The organism is Pseudomonas sp. PA-6-3C, from assembly GCF_021605825.1.
GTDB lineage: Bacteria > Pseudomonadota > Gammaproteobacteria > Pseudomonadales > Pseudomonadaceae > Aquipseudomonas > Aquipseudomonas edaphica.
The window spans coordinates 67,664-79,846 of sequence record NZ_WKDV01000032.1 but is presented as its reverse complement, the minus strand read 5'-3'; the positions used below and the strand labels follow the sequence as shown (position 1 = coordinate 79,846).

At 61.5% G+C, this 12,183-nt stretch carries 13 protein-coding genes; 7 read left to right on the top strand and 6 right to left on the bottom strand.

The annotated features are described in order from the left end of the window. Nucleotides 1-151: 151 nt before the first annotated feature. Nucleotides 152-1,024, bottom strand: coding sequence for a LysR substrate-binding domain-containing protein (locus GIW48_RS20605; protein ID WP_236460889.1), 873 nt, complete (start codon nt 1,022-1,024; stop codon nt 152-154). Nucleotides 1,025-1,135: 111 nt separating this feature from the next. On the opposite strand from GIW48_RS20605, the gene GIW48_RS20600 reads away from it, so the two are divergent. The 3 genes from GIW48_RS20600 to GIW48_RS20590 all read left to right on the top strand — a co-directional run bounded on the left by GIW48_RS20600 (nt 1,136) and on the right by GIW48_RS20590 (nt 5,347). Beyond that, entirely contained in the window at nt 1,136-2,761 is a 1,626-nt protein-coding gene (locus tag GIW48_RS20600; RefSeq protein ID WP_236460890.1) for a 5-guanidino-2-oxopentanoate decarboxylase, read from the top strand. Beyond that, nucleotides 2,758-4,200, top strand: coding sequence for an aldehyde dehydrogenase family protein (locus GIW48_RS20595; protein ID WP_170040562.1), 1,443 nt, complete (start codon nt 2,758-2,760; stop codon nt 4,198-4,200). The genes GIW48_RS20600 and GIW48_RS20595 overlap by 4 nt, the downstream gene beginning before the upstream one ends. Before the next feature lie 211 nt (nt 4,201-4,411). Then, nucleotides 4,412-5,347, top strand: a complete 936-nt coding sequence (locus GIW48_RS20590) for a LysR family transcriptional regulator (RefSeq protein WP_236460891.1) — start codon at nt 4,412-4,414, stop codon at nt 5,345-5,347. Nucleotides 5,348-5,350: 3 nt separating this feature from the next. Here the strand turns inward: GIW48_RS20590 and GIW48_RS20585 are convergent, their stop codons facing one another. From GIW48_RS20585 to GIW48_RS20575, 3 genes are all read right to left on the bottom strand, one after another. After that, nucleotides 5,351-5,713 carry a 5-carboxymethyl-2-hydroxymuconate Delta-isomerase gene (locus GIW48_RS20585; protein WP_099548650.1) on the bottom strand — a complete coding sequence of 121 codons (363 nt, stop codon included), beginning with the start codon at nt 5,711-5,713 and terminating at the stop codon, nt 5,351-5,353. A gap of 68 nt (nt 5,714-5,781) precedes the next feature. Then, on the bottom strand, nt 5,782-6,969 hold the full coding sequence (locus GIW48_RS20580) for a low temperature requirement protein A (protein WP_017137364.1): 1,188 nt from the start codon (nt 6,967-6,969) through the stop codon (nt 5,782-5,784). Nucleotides 6,970-6,994: 25 nt separating this feature from the next. Next, a complete protein-coding gene (locus GIW48_RS20575) occupies nt 6,995-7,930 on the bottom strand; it encodes a LysR substrate-binding domain-containing protein (protein ID WP_017137363.1) in 936 nt (311 codons plus the stop codon). 129 nt (nt 7,931-8,059) lie between these two features. On the opposite strand from GIW48_RS20575, the gene GIW48_RS20570 reads away from it, so the two are divergent. Both GIW48_RS20570 and GIW48_RS20565 read left to right on the top strand, forming a co-directional pair. After that, nucleotides 8,060-8,239: a hypothetical protein gene (locus GIW48_RS20570; protein ID WP_017137362.1), complete on the top strand. Its 180-nt coding sequence runs from the start codon at nt 8,060-8,062 to the stop codon at nt 8,237-8,239. A gap of 31 nt (nt 8,240-8,270) precedes the next feature. Then, nucleotides 8,271-8,663: a VOC family protein gene (locus GIW48_RS20565; RefSeq protein WP_017137361.1), complete on the top strand. Its 393-nt coding sequence runs from the start codon at nt 8,271-8,273 to the stop codon at nt 8,661-8,663. A 125-nt stretch (nt 8,664-8,788) separates the two neighbouring features. Here the strand turns inward: GIW48_RS20565 and GIW48_RS20560 are convergent, their stop codons facing one another. Further along, a complete protein-coding gene (locus GIW48_RS20560; protein WP_157786503.1) occupies nt 8,789-8,941 on the bottom strand; it encodes a hypothetical protein in 153 nt (50 codons plus the stop codon). A 191-nt stretch (nt 8,942-9,132) separates the two neighbouring features. On the opposite strand from GIW48_RS20560, the gene GIW48_RS20555 reads away from it, so the two are divergent. Both GIW48_RS20555 and GIW48_RS20550 read left to right on the top strand, forming a co-directional pair. After that, on the top strand, nt 9,133-10,437 hold the full coding sequence (locus GIW48_RS20555; protein ID WP_138453932.1) for an MFS transporter: 1,305 nt from the start codon (nt 9,133-9,135) through the stop codon (nt 10,435-10,437). Further along, entirely contained in the window at nt 10,437-11,195 is a 759-nt protein-coding gene (locus GIW48_RS20550) for a substrate-binding domain-containing protein (RefSeq protein ID WP_186617480.1), read from the top strand. Before GIW48_RS20555 ends, GIW48_RS20550 begins: the two co-directional genes overlap by 1 nt. Here GIW48_RS20550 and GIW48_RS20545 read toward each other — a convergent pair. Continuing rightward, entirely contained in the window at nt 11,187-12,089 is a 903-nt protein-coding gene (locus tag GIW48_RS20545; RefSeq protein ID WP_017137357.1) for a LysR family transcriptional regulator, read from the bottom strand. The genes GIW48_RS20550 and GIW48_RS20545 overlap by 9 nt on opposite strands. Between the last annotated feature and the right edge of the window lie 94 nt (nt 12,090-12,183).

The window sequence follows — 12,183 nt, the reverse complement described above, 5'->3', positions numbered from 1 at the left end:
TGTGGGAGCTGGCTTGTGTGGGAGCTGGCTTGTGTGGGAGCTGGCTTGCCTGCGATGGCATCAACTCGGTTTAACAGATAGACCGAGTTGCCCGCATCGCAGGCAAGCCAGCTCCCACACAAACCCGGTTCCCACAGTTGGATACTCAGTGTTAAGACTGGTGTGCCTCACTCACCAGCCACCCCATCAACGCTTGCAGCCCAGCCGACGGCTCGATCCCCGGCGGGTACACCAGGTAATAGCCCATCCCCGTCGGCACCCGCAGTTCAAACGGCGTCGCCAGCCGCCCGGCTTTCACATCCTCACCAATCAGCGCACTGTCGCCAATCGCCACACCTGAGCCTTGTGACGCCACCGTCATGGCCAGGTCCAGCGTTTCGAAATGATGCCCCTGACACAGGTTGCTCAACCGCGTATTCGCCGCCTTTAACCACAACGCCCAATCCCGCTCGTCCCGCGTGGGGTGCAGCAGCACTTGTTGCTGCAAGTCTGCCGGGGTATCCAAAGCGCCGAGCAGCGCCGGTGCGCACACTGGCGTAAGTTGCTCATCAAACAGGTGCCGTGCCTCAGCCGACTGTTCGGCGATGGGCGCATAGATCACCGCCGCATCAAATTGCTCACGACGAAAGTCCACGGTATAGGCCACGGTGGTGGTGAGTTCCACCGGCACATCCGGGCGCTCCTTCTGCCATTGCAACAGGCGCGGCAGCAGCCAGCGCATCACGCAGGTGGAGGCCTTGAGTTGCAGGGTCGCGCGGCGGCTGCCGATCTGCTCCACCGCGTCACCGATCAGGCCGAATACTTGCTGCGCACGCAGTGACCACTCGCGGCCTTCTTCGGTCAGGCTCAAGCCCCGTGCCTGGCGCTGAAACAGGGCGTAACCCAAATGGCTTTCCAGGCCGGCAATCTGGCGGCTCACTGCGCCCTGGGTGATGTGCAGTTGCTCGGCGGCGCGGGTGAAGTTGCAGCACTGGGCAGTGACCCAAAACGTGTGCAGCGCAGGCAGCGGCGGAAGGCGTTTCATCGTGTGTGAGCCATGACGTGGGGACATGGCTAGTATGACTTTTTATCGATTGTTGCCGCTACGGGCCAGCCGCTCCAATAGCGCCTCGAATCCATAACAAGAGCGACATGTATGGCGACCTGCGGCGAAGTATTGGTCAACCTCCTGGAAAGCTACGGCGTGGACCAGGTGTTCGGCATTCCAGGCGTACACACCGTTGAGCTGTATCGCGGCCTGGCGCATTCCGGCATCCGCCATGTCACCCCGCGCCACGAACAGGGCGCCGGCTTCATGGCCGACGGGTATGCACGCACCAGCGGCAAACCCGGCGTGTGCTTCATCATCACCGGCCCGGGCATGACCAATATCACCACTGCCATGGGCCAGGCCTACGCCGACTCGATCCCGATGCTGGTGATTTCCAGCGTGCAGTCGCGCAGCCAATTGGGCGGCGGGCGCGGCAAACTGCATGAGCTGCCGAACCAGAGCGCGATGATCGCGGGCGTGTCGGCGTTCTCCCACACGTTGATGTCGGCGGCGGAGTTGCCTGGTGTGCTGGCACGGGCGTTTGCGTTGTTCCAGGCGGGGCGACCACGCCCGGTGCATATCGAAATCCCGCTGGATGTGCTGGTGGAGAATGCCGACGCGTTGCTGGGCAGCGAGCCGGTCAGCGTTGCCCGCGCCGGTGCGTCGCCGTCGGCGGTCAAGCAGATGAGCCAATTGCTCGCAGCGGCCAAACGCCCGCTGATCCTGGCCGGTGGCGGTGCCATCGATGCCGCGCCAGAGCTGACGCGCCTGGCCGACACCCTTGACGCACCGGTGGCGCTGACCATCAATGCCAAAGGCATGCTGGCATCGACCCACCCGCTGCTGATCGGCTCGACGCAAACCCTGGTCGCCACCCGTGCGCTGGTCGCTGAAGCCGACGTAGTGCTGGCCATCGGCACAGAGCTGGCAGAAACCGACTACGACGTGACCTTCGCCGGCGGCTTCGAGATCCCCGGCGCACTGCTGCGTATCGACATCGACCCCGACCAGACTGTACGCAACTACCCGCCGCACGTGGCACTGGTAGCCGATGCACAGATAGCCGCCGACGCCTTGCTGGCCGAATTGGATAAAACCCCATTGCCTGCCCGCAACCGCGATTGGGGCGCTGAACGAGTCGCGCGTTTGTGGGCCGAACTGGCGCCCAACTGGGACGCTGCCACCCGCGCACAAACCCTGTTCCTCAACACCGTGCTGCAAGCGCTGCCCAACGCCGTGCTGGTGGGCGACTCCACCCAGCCGGTCTACAGCGGCAACCTGACGCTGAATCTTGACCACCCACGCCGCTGGTTCAACTCCTCCACCGGCTACGGCACCTTGGGCTACGCCCTGCCCGCTGCAGTCGGTGCCTGGCTGGGCCGAGGTGACGGCCAGCCGGTGGTGTGCCTGATCGGCGACGGCGGCCTGCAATTTTCCCTGCCGGAACTGGCCAGCGCGGTAGAGGCGCAGGTGCCAGTGATTGTGCTGCTGTGGAATAACCAGGGCTATGAAGAGATCAAGAAATACATGCTCAACCGCGCCATCGAGCCGGTCGGTGTGGACATCTACACCCCGGACTTTATCGGCGTAGCCAAGGCCTTGGGTTGCGCAGCGGAAAGTGTCCAGGGCATCGAGCCTTTGCGCAGCGCGTTGCGCGCCGCCGCGGATCGCCAGGGGCCGACACTGATTGAAATCAACCAAGGGCTCTGGATGCAGGAGGTGGCGGTATGAGCGCAGTCTTGAACGGTGTGTTTATCAACGGCCAATGGCAGGCGGGCCACGAGGTGCTGGAGGTGATCAACCCGGCTACCGAAGCGACCTTGGCCCATGTCAGCGTGGGCGATGCCTCAGCAGTGGAACTGGCGGTCGACGCAGCCAGCGCGGCTTTTGTCGACTGGTCGAAAAGCAGTGGCCGTGATCGCGGCGCCCTGTTGCGCAAGGTCGCCCAAGGTGTGAGCGAGCAGCGTGAACAACTGATGCAGTTGCAGTCGAGCAACAACGGCAAGCCGCTGTTTGAAGCGAGTATTGATGTGGATGACGTGATCGCCACCTTCGAATACTACGCGGGAATCTGCGACGCGATGGACGCAGGTCAAGACTGCAAGGTGGCATTGCCCAGCGACGATTTCAGCGCACGCATGCGCCGCGAACCCTGTGGCGTGGTGGGTTTGATCGTGCCGTGGAACTTCCCGATGGTGACCACCGCCTGGAAGCTTGCCCCCGCGTTAGCGGCCGGTTGCTGCGTGGTGCTTAAGCCGTCGGAAGTCACGCCCCTGGCGGAGTTGCAATTGGCGCGGATTATTGCCGAAGCAGGCTTCCCGGCGGGTGTGTTTAACCTGGTGTGTGGCACGGGGCTGGCGGTCGGTGCGCCGCTGGCTGCGGACCGTCGCGTGGCGAAAATTTCCTTTACCGGCAGCAATGCGGTGGGCGTGCAGGTGATGCAGCGCGCCGCCGAAACCATCAAGGGTGTGAGCCTGGAACTGGGTGGCAAATCGTCGTTGCTGGTGCTGGCCGATGCCGACCTCGACCTGGCAGTGGAGCTGGCCTGTGGCGGTGGTTTTTTCAATGCCGGGCAGATCTGTTCGGCCACCAGTCGCGTGCTGGTAGCCGACAACCTGGCGGATGAATTCCTGCAGCGTTTGCAGGCGCGGGCTGAAGGGATTCGCGTGGCCGACCCGTTTGCCGAGGATGTGGAGATGGGCGCGCTGATCAACCGTGCGCAGTATCAGCGGGTGCTGGGGCATATCCAGCGTGGTATCGACCAAGGCGCGCGCTTGTTGTGCGGCGGCGCTCGCCCGGCTGATCTGGAAAAAGGCTTTTTCATTCGCCCGACAGTGTTTACCGACGTGCCATCAGGCAGCGCCTTGTGGAATGAAGAGATCTTCGGCCCGGTGCTGTGTGTACGACGTTTTATCACTGAAGCCGAGGCCATCGCCCTGGCTAACGACAGCGATTTCGGCCTGGTCGCCAGTGTGGTGAGCGCCAATGCCGAAGCCGCCGAACGCGTGGCCAATGCCTTGCAGGCGGGCCTGGTGTGGATCAACGCACCGCAGGTGATCTTCCCGCAGACGGCGTGGGGCGGTTACAAACAAAGCAGCATCGGCCGCGAACTGGGGCCGTGGGGGTTGGCGGCGTTTCAGGAGATCAAGCACGTGATTCGCGCCAGCTGACACCACGGTCCCCTGTGGGAGCTGATGATCGTCACACGCTTGAACCCAAAGCATTACAGCCGACATATTCACTGACGTCGTGTTGCCAACATTTTATGTCCCACACCAAACATAGAAACGCCCTACAGCGCTTTCTATTGGTACGACCGTTCCGTTAAGCTTTTGCCAGTCTTGTACTGAGTTCGGTACAAAGGGTTTACGGACGAAACCGATGCTAAACAGTAACTTGCTCAGAAAGCTTGATATGCAGGACTTGATGGTGTTTATCGCCGTCTATGACCAGAGCAGCGTTACCGATGTGTCCGAGACGCTGTTCGTCAGTCAGTCAACCGTGAGCTACAGCCTGAAGAAGCTGCGCACCAGTTTTGAGGATGAGCTGTTTATCAACACGCGGGCCGGCATGCGCCCGACGTACAAGGCCACAACCATGTACGAACACGTGCAGAAGATCCTTGAAAGCATCAACCTGTGCCATGCCGGCAGCCAGGCCTTCGACCCGACGCAGCAGGCGGTGACCTTCAATGTCTGTGCCCCGGAATACTTCGAGCAACTGATCCTGCCACGCCTGTTGAAGAACTTCGACCAAGCCGACTTGCCGGTGATCATCAATGTGCAAAAGCTGGAAACCGAACTGCCCGCCGAGGACCTGCGCGAAGGCCGTCTCGACCTGGTGATTTGCTTCGGCCCGCACCTTCACCGTGCCCACAAAGACTTCAAGACCCAGATGCTGCTGGAAGACGATTTAGTGTGTGTGTTTGATAAACGCGCCACGCCGCGCGAGCCGGCCTTCAGCCTGCAATCGTTTGTCGAACGGCGCCACGTGTTCCCCACGCCCTGGACCTCCGACACCAACATGATCGACGGCTGGCTGGCGCGCCAGGCTCACAAGCGCCAGGTGATTGCCCGTGCCAACAGCTACAGCGCCGCCTTGAAGATGATCAGTGGCACCGACTTTATCGTCACCCTGCCCCGTCGCGTGCAAAAGCTGCTGGCCCCGGCCACCGTGTTCGGCCATTGCGAAGCGCCGAACGGGTTGCCGGGGTTTACCCTGGATATGCAGTGGAATGAAACCAGTGGCCAGGACAGCGCCAATACCTGGTTTCGCGAGCAGATCGTCAAGGTGTGCGCCGATCAATGCTTGTTGTAACCCTTAGCCGATAGCGACTTTGCTGTAGGAATCACGATCCATGTCCATCAACTGCACACTGAGTTGAACCTGCAGATCGGCCGGCCACTCAGCCGCGTCCTGCAGGGCCGCCAACAAGCTTTCCGACAACTGCTGCTTGACCTGCGGTGAGCGCCCGCTGAGCAGCGAGAGCTTTACCGCAATAAAACCGCGCGGGCTGAGGGAAGTGCCCACCTGGAAACTCTCGACCTTGATTGCGCGGCTCTTGATATCGAACTCGGAACCGAACTGCCCGGACGCCATCAGCACGTTGTTCAGGCGCAGCAGGGTTTTCTCGACGGCAAGGCCGGTCAGGTTGGCGGTGTATTCCAGGTGCAGGTGCGGCATGAAAAGCTCCGAGTGGGCTTGAAAAGAAACCTACATATAGCATGCAGTTGAACGAAGGCAGACCGATTTCAATGTGAAACTTCGGTCAGCCCCCGCAGCGAACGATTTTCCCAGAACGCCACGATCACCAACACCGCCGTGGTCAACGCGCCCAGCGCCAGCGCCGAAAACATATGCTGCAACCCCAGCGGCAACAGCACCAGCAACATCAGCAGCCCGCCCAGGTGCGAGAGCGGTGGCAACGGTCGGTCACTCATCACCCACTTGAACAACGCACTGCCGAGCAAAAACAAAAACGGCCCGGCAATCATCGCCAGCACGCCCGCCTGGCTGGCATGCCCTGGATGCACCAGCACCAGTTCGTCGGCCACCGCGCTGACGATGATCCCGGCGACGATCAGCACATGCAGATAGGTGTAGGCGATACGCGCCTGGCGGCCGGGGTCGGCGGAGCTGGCAATCCGGTGATGGGCGCGCTCGGCGCCGCTGTCGAAATAGATCCACCACAGCGCAATGCTGCCCACCACGGCCACCAGGAAAGCACCCAGGCCTTCGACGCTCCACGGCAACTCGGCGAACGTGGCGCCGGTCACCAGCAAGGATTCACCCAGGGCGATAATCACAAACAGGCCGCAACGTTCGGCCATGTGGTTGCCTTCGACATTCCAGTCCGCCAGGGTCGAGCGCCCAAGCCCTGGCACCCAGAAATACACCGACGGCGATATCAGTTCTATCAGCAGCGCCAGCGCCCAGAAAGCCAGGCGTTGCTCGCCTTCGAGCAGGCCGCCGGTGAGCCAGAACACCCCGGAACACAGCATCCACGCCAGGATCCGCTGGAAGTTGCGGGTCATGTTCAGCGACTCGCCGCGAACGGCCCACAACGCAAACAGCGTGCGGCCCACCTGCATGAAGACGTAAGCGCCGGCGAACAACAGGCCGCGATCGGTAAAGGCTTTGGGGATTGATGAAGACAGCAACAGGCCGGCGACCATCAAGCCGAACAGGCCGATGCGGATAGGGATTTTTTCCGGGTCCAGCCAGTTGGTGATCCACGAGGTGAAGATCCACACCCACCACACCGCGACCATCATCAGCGCCACCTGCACCGCGCCGCCGAGGCTCAGGTGGGCCAGCAGCGAGTGGGACAACTGGGTCACGGCGAACACGAACACCAGGTCGAAAAACAGCTCGACCATGCCCACCTTGCCGCTGTCATGACTGCCGCGCCCACGCAGCAAAGAACGGGATGAAGTCATCGGTGGATCTCCCTGAAGGCTTATCTCAAGATTTTTCCGCGATTACCGGCAGCCTGTCGCGTTCACTCATGAACGCTTCCAGCCGTGAACGCATCCAGCGTTCGGCAGGGTCCGTGTCGACGTGGCTGAGCCAGACCATGGACAGGTCCAGGGTCGGGGTTTCGAACGGGAACGGCTCGCAAAACAGGTTGCCGCCGGCGGCCATGGCATGGGCGGTGTAATCCGGCAGGCTGGCGATCATGTCGGTGCCGGCGAGCAACGCCGGCAATGCGCTGTACTGGGGTACGGACAGCACCACGTGGCGCTTGCGACCAATCTCGGCCAGCCACTCGTCGGCAAACCCCGACACGTTGGCGGTGTGAGACACCAGCACATGGGGACGGGCGCAATATTCGTCGAGGGTCAGCGGTGTGTCCGAGGCGTCGGCGCGCAACAGGCAGGGGCGAATATGCCGTAACAACTTGCGCTTGGCATTGGCCGGCAGGCCGCGGGTCTGGGTGATGCCCACGGTGATATCGCCGGAAGCCAGCAGGTCGGGGATGCGCCAGTAATCGACGTGTTGCACCACGAACACCACCAACGGTGCTTCCTGGCGCAAGGCCCGCAGCAGCGGCGGCAGCAGGCCGAACTCGACGTCATCGGACAGGCCGATGCGGAAGGTCATGGTGCTTTGGGTCGGGTCGAAATCGTGGGTCAGGCTCAAGGCCGACGACAAAGAGTCCAGGGCCGGCGACAGGTGCTGGATGATCTCCTCGGCCCGCGCGGTGGGCTCCATGCGGTGACCGACGCGAATAAACAGTGGGTCGTTGAACAAGGTGCGCAAGCGGTTGAGCGCCGAACTGATGGTCGGCTGGCCGAGAAACAGCTTCTCTGCCACCCGCGTCACATTGCGCTCGAGCATCAGTGCTTCGAAGACCACCATCAGGTTGATGTCGGCCTTGCGTAATTCATTGCGATTCATCGGCGCCTGCCCCTTTCCCCAAGACAAGCCGCAGTTTAGAAAGCCCGCGGGGCTGCGTCTATGTGAACACTGTTCATCCGGCGCCTTTGGGACTATAAATCAGCGCTTGAAGGTCAAAGGAACGCCATCGTGCTGGTCATTATTGCCTTGGCCATGGTCGTGGCCGGGCTCTGCCTCTGGGTCGTCCGGTTCATTGCCAACCCTACCGTCAGGACACTGACGCGGGTGTTTATTGGCTTATGCCTGGCCGCGGCAGTGGCCTATTGGGTGCTGGCGTGGGGTTTTCCTATCTCAGTATTGGCTTCATGAACTGTCACTTTTTCTGCAAGGACTGCCTATCTTGAAATTCGCCTACACCATTATCTATGTGCCCGACGTTGCCGCGTCACTGGCATTCTTTGAAGCAGCCTTTGGGTTCAGTCGCCGGTTTTTGCATGAATCCGGCACTTATGGCGAGCTGGAAACGGGTGACACCACGTTGTCGTTTGCCGCGCATGAACTGGGCGAAATGAACTTCGACGGCGGGCACGTCGAGGCGCACGCCTCCCGAAAGCCGCTGGGGATGGAGGTGGGGTTTGTCACCGAGGATGTATTCGTCGCCCATGCCAAGGCGCTGTTACACGGTGCGAAGGAGCTGTCGCCACCGAGCACCAAGCCCTGGGGGCAAGTGGTGTCTTATGTGCGCTGCCCGGATGGCACGCTGGTGGAGTTGTGTACGCCGATAGTGGGCTGAACACAGAAACATTGTGGGAGCTGGCTGGCCTGCGATAGCGGTGTGTCAGGCACAGATGTAGAGACTGACCCGCCGCCATCGCAGGCAAGCCAGCTCCCACAGTTTGATCATCATCGCCTTGGAATTCACGGCTTGAGCGGTCGCTCCTGATCGCGCTCGGACAGCTCGGTGCCGTCGTCCGGATGTTTCCAGGTCTGCGGCTTGTCTTCTTCGCGTTGCCGCCGGGCCTGCTCGTGCTCCGGCTCGTCCTGACGTTTGTGCTCGTCACCCATACGCACCTCCCTTCCATAAGAAATTGGTCACTTCTGAAGCATAGAACAGCAGTGAGATTTTGGCGGACCTGCTGATTGATAGCCAAAACGCATCAATGCATCCAAATTACTCACTTATCATTTCTAAATGTGTCAGCCACTATCCGCGGTCTTAAGCGAAACAAGCACTTTAAAAAGAACGCTGGAGACACAAAACCATGACTAGCCCTTCCCGGCCCGACTCTGCCCGCTCGAAAGTTGGTGCGGTATTCCGCGTTACTTCGGGCAACTTCCTCGAACAGTTCGACTTCTTTCTGTTCGGCTTCTACGCCACCTATATCGCTGCCGCGTTCTTCCCCGCCGCTAATGAGTTTGCGTCATTAATGATGACCTTCGCCGTGTTCGGTGCAGGCTTCCTGATGCGGCCCCTGGGCGCGATTATCCTGGGTGCCTATATCGATGACGTCGGTCGTCGCAAAGGCTTGATAGTGACCCTGTCGATCATGGCCAGCGGTACGTTGCTGATCGTGCTCGTGCCGGGGTACCAGACCATTGGCCTGTGGGCGCCGTTGCTGGTGCTGCTGGGCCGCCTGCTGCAAGGCTTCTCGGCTGGCGCAGAACTGGGCGGTGTGTCGGTTTACCTGTCTGAAATGGCTACGCCAGGCCGCAAAGGCTTCTACACCAGCTGGCAGTCGGGCAGCCAACAGATCTCCATCGTAGTGGCCGCCGCACTGGGCTACGGCCTGAATGTGTGGATGGAACCCTCGGTCGTTGCCGATTGGGGCTGGCGCATTCCGTTCGCCCTCGGCTGCGTGATCATCCCGTTCATCTTCGTGCTGCGTCGCAACTTGCAGGAGACCGAAGAGTTCGCCAACCGCAAGCATCGCCCGACCATGCGCGAAGTGCTGGCGACCCTGGTGAAAAACTGGAGTGTGGTGATCGGCGGCATGCTGATGGTGGCCATGACCACCACCGCGTTCTACTTGATCACGGTATACGCGCCGACCTTCGGCAAGACCGTGCTGCAACTGAGCACCTCCGACGCCCTGCTGGTGACCTTGCTGGTGGCCGTGTCGAACTTTGTCTGGCTGCCGATCGGCGGCACCCTGAGTGACCGTTTTGGCCGTAAGCCGGTGCTGGTCGCAATGACCGCCCTGACCGTGATCACCGCCTACCCGGCGCTGTCGTTCGTGGTCAATGCGCCAAGCTTTGCGCATATGCTCGAAACCCTGCTGTGGTTCTCGTTCCTGTACGGCATGTACAACGGCGCGATGATCCCGGCGCTGACCGAAATCATGCCGGTGGAAGTGCGTGTGGCGGGCTTCTCCCTGGCCTATAGCCTGGCAACGGCGATCTTCGGTGGCTTCACGCCGGCGATCTCCACGTGGTTCATTCACATCACTGGCGACAAAGCCTCGCCGGCCTATTGGATGATGTTTGCCGCGTTGTGCGCGCTGTGCTCGACCCTGGCGCTGTACCGACGTGCCAACACGCGTGGCCAAGTCATGCAGGGGGCGGTGTAATGAAGACGCTATTGAAAACCCTGACGGCCCTGGCCCTCGGCGCCCTGGCGCTGACGGCCCAGGCCGAACAGCTCAAGGTGATGACCTCCGGCGGTTTCACCGCCGCCTATAAACTGCTCGGCCCGCAATATGCCGAGCACAGCGGCGACACCCTGGACACCATCCTCGGCCCGTCGATGGGCAAGGCGCCGGAGGCGATCCCCAACCGCCTGGCCCGTGGCGAACACGCCGATGTGGTGATCATGGTCGGCTATGCCCTGGATGACTTGATCAAACAAGGCAAGGTCGACCCGGCGTCCCGTGTGGAACTGGCGGATTCGCGCATCGGCCTGGTGGTCAAAGCCGGCGCAGCCAAACCTGCGATCGGCACCGATGCCGAGCTGAAGGCAGTGCTGAGCCAGGCCAAGTCCGTGGCGTATTCGGACAGCGCCAGCGGTGTGTATGTCGAGAAGGAGCTGTTCAAGAAGCTCGGCATGCCCGCCAAGGGCAGCATGATCGAACGCATCCCGGTGGCTTCAGTGGTCGCCAAGGGTGATTACGAGGTGGGCCTGCAGCAAGTGGCGGAATTGTTGCCGGTGCCGGGCGTGACCTACGTGGGCAAGATCCCGGAAAACGTGCAGTCGGTGACGCGCTTTGCGGCAGGCATTCCGGTCAACGCCGAACACCCGGCCCAGGCCAAGGCGTTGCTGCAGTTCCTGGCCTCGCCCGAAGCGCAACCGGTGGTGCAATCCACCGGCCTGGACTCGGTTTCACACTGACCGAAACGGCATCTCGCGCACCAACCGCTCCAACTCCAGCGCCGCTGGCGGCAATGTCCGCCCGCGGCGTTTTATCAAGCCCACATGGCGCATCACCTGCGGCTCGATCAGCGGCACACTCACCAGAATCGGGTGTTCGCACGCCGGCATCGCAATCGACGGTACCATCGCCACGCCCAGCCCCGCCTCCACCAGCCCGATCATGGTGGTCACGTGGTGGGTCTCGCAGATACTCGGCTTTTTCACCCGCACGCCGCGCAAAGCCTGGTCCAGCAGGAAGCGGTTGCCCGACGTTTTGTCGACGGTGATGTAGTCGTGCTCGTAGGCTTCGGCCCAGCTTACGCTGTCGCGTTCGGCCAACTCATGGTCACGGCGGCAGGCCAGCACATAGCGCTCCTGGAACAGCAACTCGAACTCCACTTCATCGGCCAGGCTGCCGCTGAAACTAACGCCGAAATCCGCCTCACCGCTTTCCACCGCATTGCACACCTCACCGGCGCTGGCATCCAGCACACGCAGGCGAATCTTCGGGTATAGCTTGTGAAATTCGGAGATCACGTGGGGCATGAAGTAATACGCGGTGGACGGCACGCAGGCGATGGTCACGTTGCCCATGCGCGTGGAGGCGACGTTACTGATACCCATCAAGGCGATGTCGAGGTCGTCGAGAATGCGCTCCACCTGAGGCAGAAACGCGCGCCCGACCATGGTCAGGCTGACCCGGCGCGTGGTGCGTTCGAACAGCTTGACGTCGAGGGCCGATTCAAGTTTTTCGATACGCCGGCTCAGGGCTGGCTGTGAGATGCGGATGGCCTCGGCGGCGCCGCGAAAACTGCCCTTGTCTACCACGGCGCGGAAGGCTTGGAGGTCGTTGAGGTCGAAGTTGATGATCACGGGGGATGGGCCAGTGTGGTCGATTTGGGGGGCATTATCGTATGGCCGGTGGTAAGGCGCCATGCGTGCAGGGACGGTTGGCGTTAATAACCCT